Source organism: Streptomyces cavernicola (genome assembly GCF_029968035.1).
Taxonomy (GTDB): domain Bacteria; phylum Actinomycetota; class Actinomycetes; order Streptomycetales; family Streptomycetaceae; genus Streptomyces; species Streptomyces cavernicola.
On sequence record NZ_JASCIQ010000042.1, the window covers coordinates 24,924 to 41,590 of the forward strand.

Here is a 16,667-nt window from a genome sequence, read left to right on the forward strand (position 1 = left end):
GCGAGGAGCCCGAACCACCGGTCTCGGCCCCGATACGCCGGACCCGGCGGCCCGGCGGCCCGGTGGTCTCAGGCTCCCTCGGCCCGGCGCTTCGCGCCGTCGAGGATCAGGCGCACCTTGGCGCTCAGTTCGCGCCGTATGAACTCCGTCGCGTCCGCGAGCACCTTGCCGTCGCCCAGCATCGCCTCGATACCGTCCTGCTTGATCACCACGGTCTGCTCCGAGCGCACGACGGCACCCCCGTCCCGGCCGGAGACGTGCCAGCGGACGTGGTGGCTGCTGCCGATGGGCGGCAGGACCAGCTGCTTGTACGCGAGGCTGCGCGCCGAGGTCCGCACCCGGGCCGTCCGCATGGCCAGCAGGGAGCCGTTGCCCTCCACCGTGTCGACCTCCACGAACTGCAGGCCGTCCGCGTCCTGGAGCGCCTCGGCGCGGGCGACGTGCGGCAGGAACCGGGGCCAGGACGTGATGTCGTAGAGGATGTCGCCGACGGTCCGCGGCTCGGCTTCGATGCCGACCGTGTCGGTGACGACGAGGCGCAACTCGGGGGTGTGCGCGGTGAGTTCGGCTGCTTCGCGCACCGCCTGCGTCTCCGTTCCGGCCACCGTGTCGATGACCCCGGCGACCTGGGCGCGCGCCGCCGGCGTGTCCTCGGCGAGCGTGTAGGTGTGCAGCAGCCGGACCAGGCAGGCGTGCTCCCCGTCGGGCTCGACGGCCCAGACCCGCTCCATGCCGGTCAGAGGCGGGGGGACGTCCTCGGGGCGGAACTCGATCCGCAGCGCGGCCTCGTCGAGGCGCCGCAGCGCACCCCAGCGCTCGACCCGGTCACCGCCGGTCGTCCACATCCCGAGCCGCTCGAACTCGCCCTCCTGGCCGGTGCGTTCGACGTGCACGAACGGCTTGAAGATCCACGGCCAGTTGTCCAGATCCGCCAGGAGCCGGTAGGTCTCCCGCGCCGGTGCGCGGACCGCGATTTCGTGGACGGCTCGCACCGCTTGCTCGGCTGTTGTCATCTCGTCTCGTCCTTCCGGCTCATGGGCACGCGCCGTGGGTACGCGGCTCGCTACCGCCTCACTGTGCACAGCCGCGGTCGAGGCCGGTTCGAGACGGCGGATGCGGGCCCGTGGACGTCGAGCCCACCTCCAGTGGACCTGGATCGGGCGGCGCCACTGTGACCGCCGTACCTGTCTGTATCGCCATGGCTACGGCCGCCGCACCCAGCCAGAAGGACAAGTGGTCCCGATGCCAGATCAGCCGACGTCAGCCGCGGACCTCAGCGCCTCCGTGCAGAGGCTCGCCTCGGTGGCGGCCCAGTACGCCGCCGAGTCCGACGCACAACGGGCCCTGCCGGACCCGGTGGTCGAGGCGCTCCTCGACGCCGGGTTCGCGGGGCATTTCGTGCCCGGGTGCTGGGGCGGCGCCGACGGCACCGTCCTTGAGCTGCTGCACTCCGTCGCCGCGGTCGCCGAGGGCTGCACCTCGGCCGCATGGTCCGCGTCCGTGCTCGCCGGCACCGGGCGCCTGGGCGCGTACCTGCCCGAACAGGGCCAGCGCGAGCTGTGGGCCAAGGGGGCCGACACGCCGCTGGCGGGCGCGCTGATCCCGCGGGGCAGCGCCACCGAGGTCAGCGACGGCTGGCGGGTGACGGGGCAGTGGGACTTCACCAGCGCGGTGAACTTCTCGGCCTGGGCGCTGGTGTGCGCGCTGCTGCCGCAGGAGGGCGGCGGGGCGCAGCCGTGGTTCTTCGCGCTGCCGCGCGCGGACTATCAGGTGGCGGACACCTGGACGTCGACCGGCATGCGCGGCACGGGCAGCAACACGCTGGTCGTCAACAACGTGTTCGTGCCCCGGCACCGCGGCTTCGCCCGCGACGCCATGGTGGCGGGCCGCAGCGTGGGGTCGGACGCCCGCTGCCACACGGCGCCGCTCCGGCTGCTCAGCGGCGTGCTGTTCGGCGCCCCGGCGCTCGGCGCGGCACGGGCGGCGCTGCGGCTGCGCTCGGCGGAGCAGCCGCCGGACACCACGGACGCCCGGGGCGCGAGCGCCCGGATCGGCCTCGCGCGGGCGGCCGGCACCATCGACGCGGCCGGGTTGCTCCTCGAGCGGGCGGCCCGGGTGGCCGACGCCCCGAGCGCCTCCGCCCTGGCCCAGGCCCGCAACCCCGCGGACTGCGCCCATGCGGTGGCGCAGTTGGTCGATTCGGTCGAGGGGCTCGTGCGGGTGGCGGGCAGTTCGGCGTTCCTGGAGGCGCATCCGCTGCAGCGTGTGTGGCGGGACATCCACAGCATGGCCAGCCATGTGGCGCTGCGGTTCGACCAGGCGGGCGATGCCTACGGCGCCCGCCTGGTCGAAGCGGCCGTCGGCACCGTATGAGGACGTGCCGCCCGGCGGCTTACGCGGGCACGCTTCCCGGAGCGGGCGCCTTCCGCGGCGCGGGCGCGTGCTCCCCGTGCCGCGCGAGGCGGTCCGGGCCCGGCGCGCCCAGCGGCTTCAGCGTCAGCAGCTGAAGCTGCAACTGCTGTAGTTCCGGGGAGGGTTCGAGGCCCAGCTCGTCGGCGAGCACCTTGCGCAGGCTCTGGTACGCCTGCAGGGCCTCGGCCCGGCGTCCGGTGGCGCCGAGGGCGGAGATGAGCTGGCTGTGGAACCACTCGTTGAGCGGGTAGTCGGAGATGAGCCGGCACAGTTCGGGGATCGACTCGCGGTACCGGCCGAGCCGCTCCTCCGCCTCGATGCGGATCTCGTACGCCCGGATGCGCAGCTCCTCCAGGTGCACGATGTGCCCGGCGAGGATGCTGCCGGCCGGAGAGCCGGACAGCACGGGGCCGCGCCACAGGTCGAGGGCCTCGGTGGACGTGCGCAGGGCCGACTCCGGCTGTCCGTCGGCGAGTTCACGGCGGGCCTGCGCCACCAGGCGTTCGAAGATCTTCGCGTCGACCTCGTCCTCGTCGACCTGGATCGAGTAGCCGGGAGCGCTGGTGACGATGAGCTGCCGGTCCTCGGGGACCAGGTTCTCGTTGATCAGCATCCGGCGGGAGTGGTAGACGTACGTCTGGAGCGTGGTGGTGGCGCTGCGCGGGGGTCTGTCTCCCCACAACTCCTCGATGAGCGATTCCGTGGTGACGACCCCGCCGGGCCGGGTGAGCAGCAGGGCTAGCGTCTGGCACACCTTGGGCGTTCCCGGACGGTAGACCCGGCCGTCGTCGGCGACGATCTCAAAGGGGCCTACGAGATTGAAGCGCATGGCGTTGACTCCCGCCGAGTAGGGATGATTTCCGGCACGGTTCGCGGCCCGGTTTCCGGAACAGTTTCCGACACGATCGAATACGTGACGAGTCTCCTCATCGGCATGACAGCACGTCAATGTGGCTTGTTTCAGAGGTCCGTGAATTTGCGTCAGAGAACTGTCGGATTCGGCCGGATTCCACCGGAACTCAATTCCCCGCCCCGACACCGGAGATGCTGCGTTCCAGCAGGCACTCCTCAAGGAACGCGAGCGCCTTGAGATGGTAGGTGCGGGCCGCCCAGCCCAGGCTGATGTTGTGGCCGGCACCGGGCTGCCGGGCGACCTCCGTCCGGGGGGCCGCCAGCGGGGCGCGCAGCTCGGCCAGGGCCCGGTCGTCGTGCTGCCACCACCGCTCCTGCTCGGCGAAGGTGAACCGCACCGGCACCCGCACCCTCGCCGCGATGCCCGGGTAGCGTCCGGGCCACAGGTGGCTCTCCTCGGACTCCCGTACCGGCACCGGCCGCACCAGGTCGCGTCCTCGCCGGAAGGCGTCCGGCGGGTAGAAGCGCAGTGCTCCCCAGTGGCGCCGCCATGCGCCGCCCCGGCCGGCCCCGGGCAGTTCGTGCAGGTCGGCGGCGTAGTTCCGGCCGAGGCCGGAGATGTCGAGCCCGATCAGGCGGCCGGCGCGCGCGTCGGCGGCCGCGGACAGGGCCAGCTTGCCGCCGTAGGAGTGCGCCACGACGAAGAAGCCCGCACCGCAGGCGTGTTGGGCGGCGAACGCGTCGAGGGTGTCGTGCAGCGTCCGTGTCTGCTCCGCGAGGCTCTGCCCGTCGGGCAGCGCGGCCGCCGACGCCCCGTAGCCGGGCCGGTCCACCGCCAGCACCGTGAAGCCAAGGGCGGCGCCGAGGCCGAGCAGCGACATGCCCGGCTGGACCCGGCTGTCGAAGTACGCGGCGCTCATGCCGCCGCCGTGCACCGCCAGTACGACGGCACGCGGCGGCAGCCGCTCCGGCAGAGCCAGCAGCCCCGAGACCGGCACCCCGCGGGCATCGAGCGTGACCCGCCGCACCGGGGCCGCGGGGCCCGCCTGGCTCTCGTCGCCCGCGGCGCTCCCGGCACCGTCAGCCATGGCGGGCCCCGCCCCGTGGGCCCCCGGCCGCGGCCTCGCGTATCGCGTCCAGCAGGTCCGCCTGCTCGACGCACGCGGGGTCGGCCGGTGCTCCGGAGCGGACGGCCGCGGCGAAGGCCTCGACCGTGTGCCGCACCTGGTCGTCGGGGTCGAGCACGAACTCCTCGGTCCCGCCCTGCCGTTGGAGCACGATCCGGGGTGCGTGGCCGGCGGGCGGGGTGAAGGCGGGTTCGACCGTGAGGCGGCCCTGGCTGCCCCAGATCTCGTACGCCGACCGGTAGGAGTGGTCGAGGCCGAAGGAGAGCTGTACAGCGACGCCGCCCGCCGTGCGCAGCAGCGCGGTGCCGGACGTGTCCACCTGGTCCCCGCGGCCCCGGGCGAGCACGGCGCCCGCCACCGACAGCGGCTCGTTCAGCAGGTGAAGGGCGGCGCGGACGGGATAGACGCCGGTGTCCCACAGGGCGCCGCCGCCGAGTGCGGGGTCGAGCCGGATGTCGCCGTCGGGCCGGCGCGGGACCGCGAACGCCGCCTGGAATGCCCGCAGTTCGCCGAGCGCGCCGTCGTCGAGGAGCGCGCGCACCGCCGCGTGCTGCGCGTGGTGGACGAACATCACGTTCTCCATCAGCGCGAGCCCGGCCCTCCCCGCCCGCGCGACGAGCTCCCGGGTGCTCGCGGCACGCGTGGTCAGCGGCTTCTCGGCCAGCACGTGCTTGCCGGCGTCCAGGGCGGCGCCGGCCCACTCGGCGTGCAGCGCCGCCGGCAGCGGCAGGTACACCGCGTCGATGTCGTCGCGCCGCAGCAGGGCCTCGTAGCCGTGCACCGCGGCGCACCCGAAGTCCTGTGCGGTCCGCCGGGCCCGTGCGGCGTCCCTGCTGGCCACCGCGGCCAGGGTGACCTCGGGGCTCGCCGCCATGGCGGGCAGCATGCGGCGGCGGGCGATGTCGGCGCAGCCGAGCACCCCGATCCGTACCGGCCCGCTCACAGCCGTACCGCCCCCGAGGCCAGGCACGAAAGCAGCGTGCGGGCCTGCACGTTGACGTAGTGGTTGTGCCGCAGCAGGCCGTTCAGCTGGCCCGGGGTGACCCACACGTAGCCGGGCGGCGGCTCCAGCGGGGCCTCGTCCGGGGTGGCCTCGACGAAGAGGTAGCGGCTCTCCGCGTTCAGGAACCGGCCGCCCTCCTCGGAGTGCAGGGCCTCGTAACGGATGCGGGACGGCTCGGCGCCGAGGACGGTGTCGAGGAAGGGCGGGCGCTCGGCTTCGGGCAGGCCTGCGTAGTTGGACGGCGTGTACTGGACCGTGGGGGCCAGTTCCACCGTGTCGGCGAAACCGGCCTCCGTGCGGGCGTGCGCGAGCAGGTGGCTCACCCCCTCGATGCGGCGCGTCAGGAACGCCGTCACGCCGGTGCCGGTCGGCTCGAACAGCGGCTGCGTCCACCCGCCCACTTCTCGGCTGCCGGCCTGCACCCCGACGGCCACCACCCGGAAGTACCGCCCGTCCTCCCGCTCGATGGACCGGTCGCCCTGCCACCAGCCGGGCAGCGAGGCCAGCGGGACCCGCTCGGCGGTCACGTCGTGGCGGGCGCGCTCGCCGGTGAACCAGGACAGCAGGCCGGTGTCCGAGTGCAGGGCGGCGGCGTCGGTGTCGTCCGCGCCGGCCTGCGGGGCGCAGGCGAGGACGGTGCGCGCGTCCATGTTCACCACGTTGTCGCGGCGCAGCAGGCGGCCTATCTGGCCGAGGGTCAGCCAGCAGAAGTCCTCGTGCAGCTCGACGTCGCCGACGGCCTCCACGAGCATGTTGCGGTTGCTCTTGCGCAGGAACCAGGCGCCGTGCTCGGACTGCAGCACGTCGGCGAGCACCCGGCCGCGGCCGGGGCCGGTGAAGTAGTCGAGGTAGCGGACGCGGGCGCCGCGGTGCGCCCCGGTGTAGTTGCTGCGGGTGGCCTGCACCGTCGGGGACAGCTGGAGCAGGTTGCGGTTGCCCGGCTCCATCTTGGCCTGCATCAGGAAGTGCAGTACCCCCTGGAACTCCTTGACCACGATGCCGAGTACGCCGACTTCGGGCTGCCGGATGACGGGCTGGTGCCAGCTGCCGAACGGGCCGTCCGTGCCGGTGACCCGCAGGCCCTCGACGGTGAAGAAGCGCCCGCTGCGGTGCACGAGGTTGCCCGACTCCGGCGCGAACGACCAGCCGTCGAGATCCGCGAACGGGATGCGGTCCACCCGGAACGGGTGGGCGCGGCGGCGCTCGGCCAGCCATCCGTCGACCTCGTCGGTGGCGAGGAAGGCGCCCTCGGGCGCGGCGGCGGAGCGCGCGATGCGCCGCGCGAGCTCCCGGTCGCGGCGGGGCCCGAGCCGGGCGACGGCGTCGCGGGGGGCGGACTCGGCGATGGTGGTCATCCGCGCGCTCCCATGAACTCCTTCACCGAGGAGACGACGTAGTCGAGCATCTCCTCGGTGAGGGCCGGATAGACGCCGATCCAGAAGGTCTGCTCGGTGATGATGTCGCTGTTGGTCAGGTCGCCGACGACGCGGTGCTCCTGGTCGATGTAGGCGGGGTGGCGGGTGAGGTTGCCGGCGAACAGTCGCCGGGTGCCGATCTTGCGTCCCTCCAGGAAGTCCACCAACTCGGCCCGCTGGAAGGGTGCTTCGGGGTCCACGGTGAGGGCGAAGCCGAACCAGCTCGGGTCGCTGCGCGGGGTCGCCTCCGGCAGGATCAGGTGCGGCAGCCCGTCGAGGCCGTCGCGCAGGCGGCGCCAGTTGCGCCGGCGCGCGGCGCAGAAGTCGTCCAGCTTCTCCAGCTGGGTGAGGCCGAGCGCCGCCTGGATGTCGGTCGCCTTCAGGTTGTAGCCGACGTGGGAGAAGATGTACTTGTGGTCGTAGCCCGCAGGCAGCGTCCCCATCTGGTACTCGAAGCGCTTGAGGCACTTGTTGGTCTCGCCGGGCTCGCACCAGCAGTCGCGCCCCCAGTCGCGCAGCGACTCCACGATCCGCGCGAGGGCCAGGTTCGAGGTCAGCACGCAGCCGCCCTCTCCCATGGCCAGGTGGTGGGCGGGGTAGAAGCTGACCGTCGTGATGTCCCCGAAGGAGCCGGTCAGCCGGCCGTCGTACGTCGAGCCGACCGCGTCGCAGTTGTCCTCGATGAGGAACAGGCCGTGGTTCTCGGCGAGTTGGGCGATCTCGGCCACCTCGAAGGGGTTGCCGAGCGCGTGGGCGATCATGATGGCCCGGGTGCGCGGCCCGATGGCCTGGGCCACCCGGTCCGCGGTGGTGTTGTACGTGCCGAGCTCGACGTCGACGAAGACGGGCACGAGGCCGTTCTGGATGATCGGGTTGACCGTGGTCGGGAAGCCCGCGGCGACGGTGATGACCTCGTCGCCGGGCACCAGCCTGGCGTCCTCGAGCAGGTGCGAGGTGAAGGACGTCAGCGCCAGAAGGTTCGCGGAGGAGCCCGAGTTGGTCAGGTGCGCCTTGCGGCGCCCCAGCTTGCGCGCGAACCGGGACTCGAACCTGCGCGAGCTGGGTCCTGCGGCGATGCGCATCTCCAGGGCCGCCTCGACGAGCGCGGCCCGGTCGGTCTCGTCGAGTACCGCGCCCGCGGGCCAGATCTCGGTGACGCCCGGCACGAAGGGGCCGTCGTCCTGGCGGCTGAGGTGCAGTTTCCTCGTCTCGTCGAGGATCAGACCCTTGTGGTCGGTCATGAGGTGTGTCCTTCCCGGCTGTTGGGGCCGGTCGCGTTCTCGGGGTACTTCACGGCCTTCCACCAGCCGGGGTTCTCCTGGTACCAGGCGACGGTCTGCGCGAGGCCCTGCTCGAAGGGGATGCGGGGCGCGTAGCCCAGCTCCTCGCGGATCTTGCTCTCGTCGAGGGCGTAGCGGAGGTCGTGGCCCTTGCGGTCGGCGACGCGGCGGACCATGGACTCGTCCGCGCCGCACAGTTCGAGGAGCCGTTCGGTGATGTGCAGATTGGTCTGCTCGTTGCCGCCGCCGACGTTGTACACCTCGCCGGCCCGGCCGCGCGCGAGGACCAGGTCGATGGCGCGGCAGTGGTCGTCGACGTGCAGCCACTCCCGGACGTTGCGCCCGTCGCCGTAGAGCGGCACGGGCAGGCCTTCCAGGAGGTTGGTGACGAAGAGGGGTATCAGCTTCTCCGGGTGCTGATAGGGCCCGTAGTTGTTGGAGCAGCGGGTGATCGACACGTTCAGGCCGTGGGTGCGCCAGTAGGCGCGGGCCATGAGGTCGGAGGCCGCCTTCGAGGCGGCATAGGGCGAGTTGGGGAGCAGCGGCCAGTCCTCGGTCCAGGCACCCTCGGGGATCGAGCCGTAGACCTCGTCCGTGGAGACGTGCACGACCCGTCCGACGCCCGCGGCCAGACAGGCCTCGAGGAGGATCTGCGTGCCCTGCACGTTGGTGCGTGCGAACTCGGTGGCCGAGTGCACGGACCGGTCGACGTGTGACTCGGCGGCGAAGTGCACCACCGCGTCGTGGCCGGGCAGCAGCCCGTCCAGGAGCCGCGCGTCGCAGATGTCCCCGCGGACGAAGTCGAGCCGGGGGTGGGACGCGGGCAGGTTGTCCCGGTTGCCGGCGTAGGTGAGTTTGTCGAGCACGGTGACCCGGGTCTGCCCGTGCCCGTCGTAGCCGCCGGCGAGCAGGGTGCGCACGAAGTGCGAGCCGATGAATCCGGCGCCTCCGGTGACCAGCATTCTCATGCGGTCACCTCGCGGGCGTGCGCGGGGCGGGCGGGATCGAGCCTCGTCATGGGTACGTCGCCTCCTGCGGGCGTAGGTGTCGGCTGCGCGGCGCGGGCGCGTCCGGCCTCAGCGTTCGTCCGGCGGATCCGCACCCAGCCACGCGGCGGGCAGCCGGCGCAGCTCGAGGACGGCAGGAGCGGGGCCGCGGACCGCGGCCGCCGCCGCGAGTGCGGGGCCGCACGGGATGTCGATCAGAGTCCAGCCGGGCAGGCGGCGAGCGGCCTCGGCGCCGACGTAGTCCGCGGCCGGGCCGTGCCTCAGACCCGTTCCGAGTCCTTTGAGATACGCCTCCTTGCGGGTCCAGATCCGGCCGAACTCCGCACTACGTTCGCCCTCGGGGATCGCGGCGAGCTCGTGCCGTTCTCGTGGATGCATCGCTTTCGAGCAGAACCGCAGGGTCTCGGGCCGCGGCAGCTTCTGCACATCGACGCCGATGGGCACGGCGGCCACCCCGATCAGGGCGGTGTCCAGGCTGTGCGACAGCGAGAAGTGCAGCGCCCGGGGATTGGGGTCGAGCGCGGGCCGGCCGTGGGCCGCACCGCACCCGGGGCACGGCTCGCGGACGAACCGCACCTGCCGGGGCGGCTGACGGGTGTACCGGCCCAGGAGTCGGCGCAGGGCGACGTGCGCGGTCACGTACAGGGCTGCGTCGGCGGGCCGCACAAACGCGTCCGCACGCGCGGACTCGGCCGCGTCGAGGTCCGAGCGGTCGAGCGGCGCCGCGTGCGGCCGGTGCACGAACCACAGGTCGACGCGGTCCGGTGACACGGTGAACGCGGGCGTCTGCCCGGTGGTCCTGAGCAGCACCGCAACGGTCGCCTCCGCCCCTCAGCCCCGGGCGCTCTCGGCGTACGTCTTGGCGTGGCCGAGCGTGGCCCGGCTGTTGGTGCTCAGCGCGTTGGTGACGTACTGCCTGGCGTCCTCGACGGTGGCGTCGTCGCCGAGCACCCTGGCGATGTTCTCCGTGTTGAGGGTGACCGTGTGCTGCGAGGACGCCGTGACGCCGTCGCCGTCCTCGGTGAAGGTCCAGTAGCCGGTGTGCAGGGTCATGAGGGCGGGCAGGGTCGTCTGCTTGTAGGCGATCTTCCAGTGCGGGAAGGTCACCCGGTACGACTTGGTGGTGTGCACCGAGCCGTCCTTGGCCCGGGTGTCCATCTCCAGCTCCTGGAGCCCCGGCGTGTCCTCGGTGAGGCGTACGGTCGCCACGTGCGGCAGCCGCTCGGACCACCGGTCGGCCTCGTTGACGAAGTCGTACACGTCTTTCGCGGAGCCCGCGACGTGCACGGTGTCCTCGAAGGAGAACGTCAGGTCCTCGGCCGCGTGGGCGGCCTCGACGTTCTTCTTCAGGGCCGCGAGCTCGGAGCGGGAGTTGCGGTCGACGGCCTGGTCGATCCACTCGAGGCTCTCGGGGTCGTCGTCGATGGCACGGTAGTCGTGCAGCAGCCGGACCCGGGACTCGCTCTGCGCCAGCGGCTCGATGATCCAGGTCCCGCCCATCGCCGCGACGGGCGGCGCGGGGACCTCCTGGCGGAAGGTGATGCGGAGCCGCTGTGCGTCGAGGGTGCGGCGCGAAGTCCAGTTCTTCGCCTCGCCGTTGGCGGTGGCCCAGATGCGGATGCGCTCCTCGTGCTCGCCGCGCTCCACGTGGTCGACGTAGATGGTCGGCGGGAAGATGCGGGGCCAGTTCTGCACCTCGGCGATGAGCCGGTAGACGGCGTCGGCCGGGGCGGAGATCACGGTCTCGTGCTCGACCTCGCGCAGTCCGGGCTGCGTCATGGTGTCGCTCCTTGGTTATCGAGTGGCAGGTGCGGCGGGCGGGTCTGTCAGAAGTTGCCGAGGCCGCCGCAGACGTTCAGGGCCTGGCTCGTGATGGACGCGGCGGTGTCGGAGGCCAGGTAGCCCACGAGGCCCGCGACTTCCTCGGGGGTGGAGTAGCGGCCCAGCGGGATCTTGGCCTGGAACTTCTCCAGGATGGCGGCCTCGTCGGTGTCGTAGGCGGCCGCGTAGCCCTGGCGGACCCGCTGGGCCATGGGCGTCTCCACATAGCCGGGGCAGACGGCGTTCACGGTGATGCCGGTGGGGGCCAGCTCGTTGCCGAGGGCCTTGGTGAAGCCGACGACTCCGTGCTTCGAGGCGGAATACGGCGCCCCGAGGACGACGCCCTGCTTGCCCGCGGTCGAGGCGATGTTGATGATGCGGCCGCGGTTCTTGTCCCGCATGCCGCCGGTGGTCAGGGCCTCCCGGGTGACGCGGAAGACGCTGTTGAGGTTGGTGTCGATGACGTCGTCCCAGAGCTCGTCGGCGATGTCCGCGGTCACGCCGCCGCCGGAGCGGCCGGCGTTGTTGACGACGACGTCGAGGGTTCCGTACCGGTCCACGGCGGTCTGGATCCAGGTCCGGATCGCGGCCTTGTCGCGGACGTCGACCGCGGCGCCGTCGACGTCGAGGCCCTCGTCGGTGAGCTGCTTGACGGTGGCGGCGACGTTCTCGGCGCTGCGGGCGCCGATGAACACCCGGTGGCCCTGGCCCGCCAGGAGCCGGGCGACAGCCAGGCCGATCCCGCTGGTGGCTCCGGTGACGACGGCTACTCGCTGCACCTGGTCGGTCTGGTCGGTCATGGTTCTTCCCTCCAAGGGAACGCGAACGGGTTGGGGGCGCGGCCGCGCCAGGCTCAGACGGCGGCCTTGAGCTGCGCGTTGACGGCCTCGACGAGGGTGCGCGGCGTGCGGTGGTCGGCGAAGATCTCGTCGTCGAGCTCGATGCCGAACTCGCGCTCGATGCGGCCACCGGTCTCCAGGAGCGCCAGCGACTCGTAGCCGAGCTCCTCGAAGTCGCGGTCGAGGATGTCGCCGTCGAGGTCGACGGCCTCGGCGGCGCCGGCGCCTTCGCGCAGGATGCGCTTGAGGTCCTGGACGGTGAATTCCTGCGTGGCCATGGCTGGTTCCTTTCGTCGGTACGCCGTGCCCTGCGGGGCACGGAGTGGGTGCGGTCGAGCGCTCCCACCGGACACGGACGCCGGCGGGAGGTGGGCGCGCTGGTCAGTCGAGGGCTCGTACGACCAGCGCGGAGTTGAAGCCGCCCGCGCCGCGGGCGAGGACGAGCGCCGTGTGCACCGAGGCGGTGCGCGCCTGTCCGGTCACCAGGTCGAGGCGGTGGTCGGGCGAGGGGCGGACGTGGATGCTCGGCGGGATCAGGCCCTCGCGGATGGACAGGACCGCGGTGGCGACGTCCACGGCGGAGCCGCCGGCCTGGAGGCGGCCGATCATCGTCTTGGGCGCGGTGACCGGAACGCCGTACGGGCCGAAGACGGCGGTGAGTGCGTCGGCCTCCTCGCGGTCGAGCCGGGCCGTGGCCGCGGAGTCGGCGAAGACGACGTCGACGTCGCGGGCGTCGGCGGCGGCGTCCGCGAGAGCCAGCTCGATGGCGCGGCGCAGGCCCGGCGGGCGGCCGCTGCCCGGCCGGGGGTCGAGGGTCGCGGCGTGCCCGGCGATCTCCGCGTACGGCGCCCTGGCACCGCGGGCGCGCGCCGCGTCCTCCCGCTCCACGATCAGCAGGGCGCCGCCCTCCCCCGGCACGTGTCCGCGCGCGGCGGCGTCGAAGGGCAGGTAGGCACGCTCGGGGTCGCCGCTGGTGGACAGCCGGCCGCCGGCCAGCTCCGCTGCCCAGCCCAGCGGGTGGATCGGCGCGTCGAATCCGCCCGCGGCCATCAGCGCGCTGCCCTTGCGGAGTCGACGGCGGGCCTGCGCGAGGGCGTCGAGGCCGCCGGCCTGTTCGCTCACGAGGACACCGGTGGGGCCGCGCAGGCCGTGCCGGATCGAGATCTGTCCGCTGTTGACGGCGTTGAACCAGGCGAAGGACTGATACGCGCTCACGTGCCGGCTCCCCCGGCTGAACAGCTTGCGCATCTCGTCCTGGACGAAGGCGGCGCCGCCTGCGGTGACGGCCGTGACGACCCCCATGTCGTCCGCGGGCACGTCGTGCGGGTCGAGGCGCGCGTCCTTGAAGGCGCGGTCGGCGGCGACGAGCGCGAGCTGGGTGACGCGGTCGGTCTGCGGCACGAGCCGTCCCGGCAGGTGCTCGGCCGCCGTGAAGCCGCGGATCTCGCCGCCGAGACGGGCCGGATACCCGGACACGTCGAACCGGGTGACGGGTCCGATGGCGCTCTTGCCCACTCGGGTGGCGGCCCAGAAGTCGGTGATGTCGAGCCCGTGCGGCGTGGCCACGCCCATCCCGGTGATCACGGTCCGGACGCTCATCGCAGGCTCCTGTCGGGGCGGGCGAGCACGATCGCGCTCTGGAATCCGCCGAATCCGCTGCCGACGGTCAGGACCGCGTCGGTGCGGTGTTCGCGCGCGGTGAGCGGCACGTAGTCGAGGTCGCACTCGGGATCGGGGGTGTGCAGGTTCGCGGTGGGCGGCACCACGTGGTGCCGCATCGCGAGGGCTGAGGCGGCGAGTTCGACCGAGCCGCTGCCGCCGAGCGAGTGGCCCACCATGGATTTGATCGAGCTGACCGGCGTGCGGTACGCGTGGTGGCCGAGGGCCGCCTTGAGCGCCGCGGTCTCGTGCCGGTCGTTCTGCTGGGTGCCGGAGCCGTGTGCGTTGACGTAGTCGACGGCGCCTGGGGGTATCCGGGCCTCGTCCAGGGCCTCGGTGACGGCTCTGGCCAGCTCGCGGCCGTCGGGGCGCAGGCCGGTCATGTGAAAGGCGCTGCAGCGTGAGGCGTACCCGGCGAGCTCGGCGTAGATGTGCGCACCGCGCCGTAGCGCGGCCTGCAGCTCCTCGACCACGAACACCGCGGCGCCCTCGCCGAGGACGAAGCCGTTGCGGCTGGCGTCGAAGGGGCGCGAGGCGTGCGCGGCGTCGTCGTGGCGCGGCGTCGTCGCCCGGATCGCGTCGAAACCCGCCATCGTGATCGGGGAGATGGGGGTGTCCGTCGCTCCGGTGATCATCACGTCGGCGGCGTCCTCCCTGATCAGGTCGACGGCGTGGCCGACCGCGTCGAGGCCCGCGGTGCAGCCGGTCGAGACCACCGCTGCGGGGCCCTCCGCCCCGGCCGCCCAGGCCACTTCGGCCGCGATCGTGCTCGGCGTGAGGTAGTCGTGCAGATGCCGCAACGCGTAGGCGTGGTCGGGCAGTTCACGCCGGCCGGCGTCGCTCAGGACGCGGTACTCGCGCTCGAGGCTCGTGGTCGCACCGAGCGCGCTGCCGATGCCGACGCCCACCCGGTGCGGGTCGAGTGCGCCCGTCTCGAGGCCGCTGTCCGCGACCGCCTCCCGGACCGCCACCACGGCGAACTGGGTCGCGCGGTCCATCCGGCGGATCTCCTGCGGCGTGAGACCGTGCAGCTCCGGGTCGAAGTCGGCCTCGGCCGCGACCTTGCAGCGGAAGGGGGACGGGTCGAAGCGCGTGATGCCGCGGGTCGCCGTGCGTCCCTCGCTCAGCAGGTTCCAGAAGGCCTTGGTCCCGATACCACCCGGTGCCAGGACCCCTATTCCCGTGATGACGGCGCGTCGGGCCACTCGCGTCAGTCCCCCTCGAATCGGTGAGTGCGCTTCCGCGCCGACGGTGCCTTTGCTGTTCGGAACGGCTCAGCGGAATGCGTCACCCAGCTTCTTCACCCCCGGTTTCGGTTTCAATATCGGCCCGTGCAGGACTCGGTCAGCTTTTGTCATGCCGTCGCGCGTACGAAAAGAACGGGTGCGAGGAACGTCAGAGAAAAGCAAGAAGAGGAATTCACGGGTGCCCGAGCCGGAAACCCACGCCCCGGACCGTGATGATCCAGGTGCTGGATCCCAACTTGCTGCGCAGGCTGCTGACATGGGTGTCGATCGTGCGCCCCGGGCGGGACCAGGAGTCGTCCCAGACCTGCGTCATGAGCTGCTTGCGCGAGACGACGGTTTCCGGCTGCATCAGGAGCAGCCGCAGCAGGTCGAACTCCTTGCGGGTCAGCGCGACGCTGCGCCCGTCGACCCGGACTTCCCGGGTGCCGGTGTCGACCCGCAGCGGGCCCCAGGTGATGATCTGCTCCGGTGCGGGCTGCGAGCGGACGCGGCGCATCACGGCGTCGATCCGGGCCACCAACTCCCGGAAGCCGTACGGCTTGACCATGCAGTCGTCCGCCCCTGCCTGCAGGCCGAGCACCCGGTCGAGCTCGCTGTCGCGCGCGGTGACCGCGATCACGGGCGTCTCGGCCACGGCGCGGATGCTGCGGCAGACTTCGAGGCCGTCCATGTCCGGCAGGTCGAGGTCGAGCAGGATCAGCTCCGCGCTCCGGTGGGCGTGCAGCGCCTCCGCCCCCGTGGACACGCTCTGCGCCCGGTGGCCGTGCCGGCACAGGCCCTGCACCAGGGACTCGGCGGCCCGCGGCTCGTTCTCGACGACGAGGACGCGCAGGGCGCTGCGGCCTGACTGGTGCGTGGTGATGTCGGGCCGGGGCCTGCGCGGCAGCGTCGCCGTGCACGCTCCCCCGTGAAACCGGTCTTCCTGTATCCCGAACAGGTCCATGGACTGCCGTTTCATCAACTGCTCCCGCATGTTGCCCCGTTGGAGTCTGGTGTCACTGGTAGACCTTCACCAGGATTTTAGAAACCGTCCCGCCGGTTTTGCAACGCGATTGAGGCGCCAACCGCCGTAACCCGGTACAGAAATGAACAAGGACCACTTGAGTGGTCGCCGACTCCGGCCTCACGCCGTCTTCTTGTCGGACGGTTCACGCAGGGGCAGTCATGGCCGCGATGATGTGCCGGGCGATGGAACGCCCGTGGTGCCGCAGATAGAAGTGGCCGCCGCTCATCATGTGCAGGCCGCGAAACTCCTGACTGTGAGCGGCCCAGGCGGCGAGCCGTGCCCGTCCCACCAGCTCGTCCTCGGTGCCGCCGAACGCGGAGAGCGGGACGGGCAGGGGCGTGGTGCCGGGGTCCGGGCGCCAGGTGTCGACGAGTGCGAAGTCATTGCGGAAGATCGGCCCGAAGAGGCGCCAGAGGCGCTCGTCGTCGAGGACCTTGGCGGGTGTTCCGCCCACCGACCCCAGCCAGTCCCGCAGTTGGCCGTCCGTCCACGCGTGCCGGTCCCGGGAACTCCTCGCCGTACCGGGAGCCCCGCAGGCGGACAGGCCGATCCACGAGGGAAGCGGCCGCCCCTCTCGTACGAGGCGCCGCGTCAGCTCGTAGGCGACCAACGCCCCCATGCTGTGCCCGAAGAATGCGAACGGTCGGTCTGTCCACGGCTCCAACTCGGCTCTGAAGAAGTCCACCAGCTGGTCGCAGGTGCCGATCAGTGGACGGCCGAGGAGCCGGCCCCGTCCCGGGGCGTCGACGAGGCAGAGCTCCCAGTCGGCGGGGAAGGCCCGCTCCCAGCCTCGGTAGAGCAGCTGTGAGCCACCGGCATGGTGGAACAGGAAGAGACGCGCGGCCGCCTCCGGCGCCGGACGTGGGACCGTCACCGCGCCGTGTGCGTCGGCGCGTGGGGCCGGGGAGGCGGTTCGGGCGGCGGTCCGGTCGGCATGGGACGTCTTCCGCACGGGCCGCGATCCTTCTTCCAGAACTCAGGGCTCAGACTCGGGGCTCA

At 72.3% G+C, this 16,667-nt stretch carries 16 protein-coding genes; 1 reads left to right on the plus strand and 15 read right to left on the minus strand.

The window, feature by feature from the left end; all coding sequences use genetic code 11:
- Window positions 1–68: 68 nt before the first annotated feature.
- Complete coding sequence (locus QIS96_RS30815; RefSeq protein WP_282546106.1) at window positions 69–1,013, minus strand: aromatase/cyclase; 945 nt, start codon at window positions 1,011–1,013, stop codon at window positions 69–71.
- A gap of 229 nt (window positions 1,014–1,242) precedes the next feature.
- Between QIS96_RS30815 and QIS96_RS30820 the strand changes: the two genes are divergently transcribed.
- Complete coding sequence (locus tag QIS96_RS30820; protein ID WP_282546107.1) at window positions 1,243–2,373, plus strand: acyl-CoA dehydrogenase family protein; 1,131 nt, start codon at window positions 1,243–1,245, stop codon at window positions 2,371–2,373.
- Between the two features lie 19 nt (window positions 2,374–2,392).
- On the opposite strand, the gene QIS96_RS30825 is transcribed toward QIS96_RS30820, so the two are convergent.
- The 14 genes from QIS96_RS30825 to QIS96_RS30890 form a co-directional block, all read right to left on the minus strand.
- Window positions 2,393–3,241 (minus strand): AfsR/SARP family transcriptional regulator, encoded by an 849-nt coding sequence (locus QIS96_RS30825; RefSeq protein WP_282546108.1) that lies wholly within the window; start codon window positions 3,239–3,241, stop codon window positions 2,393–2,395.
- 190 nt (window positions 3,242–3,431) lie between these two features.
- Window positions 3,432–4,352 carry an alpha/beta fold hydrolase gene (locus QIS96_RS30830; RefSeq protein WP_282546109.1) on the minus strand — a complete coding sequence of 307 codons (921 nt, stop codon included), beginning with the start codon at window positions 4,350–4,352 and terminating at the stop codon, window positions 3,432–3,434.
- A complete protein-coding gene (locus tag QIS96_RS30835; protein WP_282546110.1) occupies window positions 4,345–5,361 on the minus strand; it encodes a Gfo/Idh/MocA family protein in 1,017 nt (338 codons plus the stop codon). Before QIS96_RS30835 ends, QIS96_RS30830 begins: the two co-directional genes overlap by 8 nt.
- On the minus strand, window positions 5,331–6,749 hold the full coding sequence (locus QIS96_RS30840) for an NDP-hexose 2,3-dehydratase family protein (protein WP_282546111.1): 1,419 nt from the start codon (window positions 6,747–6,749) through the stop codon (window positions 5,331–5,333). The genes QIS96_RS30835 and QIS96_RS30840 overlap by 31 nt, the downstream gene beginning before the upstream one ends.
- A complete protein-coding gene (gene rfbH, locus QIS96_RS30845; RefSeq protein ID WP_282546112.1) occupies window positions 6,746–8,050 on the minus strand; it encodes a lipopolysaccharide biosynthesis protein RfbH in 1,305 nt (434 codons plus the stop codon). Before rfbH ends, QIS96_RS30840 begins: the two co-directional genes overlap by 4 nt.
- On the minus strand, window positions 8,047–9,057 hold the full coding sequence (gene rfbB / locus QIS96_RS30850) for a dTDP-glucose 4,6-dehydratase (protein WP_282546113.1): 1,011 nt from the start codon (window positions 9,055–9,057) through the stop codon (window positions 8,047–8,049). The genes rfbH and rfbB overlap by 4 nt, the downstream gene beginning before the upstream one ends.
- A gap of 108 nt (window positions 9,058–9,165) precedes the next feature.
- Window positions 9,166–9,906, minus strand: coding sequence for a 4'-phosphopantetheinyl transferase family protein (locus tag QIS96_RS30855; RefSeq protein ID WP_282546114.1), 741 nt, complete (start codon window positions 9,904–9,906; stop codon window positions 9,166–9,168).
- A 21-nt stretch (window positions 9,907–9,927) separates the two neighbouring features.
- A complete protein-coding gene (locus tag QIS96_RS30860) occupies window positions 9,928–10,875 on the minus strand; it encodes an aromatase/cyclase (RefSeq protein ID WP_282546115.1) in 948 nt (315 codons plus the stop codon).
- Window positions 10,876–10,922: 47 nt separating this feature from the next.
- Window positions 10,923–11,717 carry a 3-oxoacyl-ACP reductase FabG gene (gene fabG / locus QIS96_RS30865; RefSeq protein ID WP_282546116.1) on the minus strand — a complete coding sequence of 265 codons (795 nt, stop codon included), beginning with the start codon at window positions 11,715–11,717 and terminating at the stop codon, window positions 10,923–10,925.
- A gap of 53 nt (window positions 11,718–11,770) precedes the next feature.
- A complete protein-coding gene (locus tag QIS96_RS30870) occupies window positions 11,771–12,034 on the minus strand; it encodes an acyl carrier protein (RefSeq protein WP_282546117.1) in 264 nt (87 codons plus the stop codon).
- A gap of 103 nt (window positions 12,035–12,137) precedes the next feature.
- Entirely contained in the window at window positions 12,138–13,355 is a 1,218-nt protein-coding gene (locus QIS96_RS30875) for a ketosynthase chain-length factor (protein WP_282546118.1), read from the minus strand.
- A complete protein-coding gene (locus QIS96_RS30880) occupies window positions 13,352–14,620 on the minus strand; it encodes a beta-ketoacyl-[acyl-carrier-protein] synthase family protein (protein ID WP_282546119.1) in 1,269 nt (422 codons plus the stop codon). Before QIS96_RS30880 ends, QIS96_RS30875 begins: the two co-directional genes overlap by 4 nt.
- Before the next feature lie 214 nt (window positions 14,621–14,834).
- Window positions 14,835–15,620: a response regulator transcription factor gene (locus QIS96_RS30885; RefSeq protein WP_282546120.1), complete on the minus strand. Its 786-nt coding sequence runs from the start codon at window positions 15,618–15,620 to the stop codon at window positions 14,835–14,837.
- Window positions 15,621–15,810: 190 nt separating this feature from the next.
- Window positions 15,811–16,620, minus strand: a complete 810-nt coding sequence (locus tag QIS96_RS30890; protein ID WP_282546121.1) for a thioesterase II family protein — start codon at window positions 16,618–16,620, stop codon at window positions 15,811–15,813.
- Window positions 16,621–16,667: the final 47 nt, after the last annotated feature.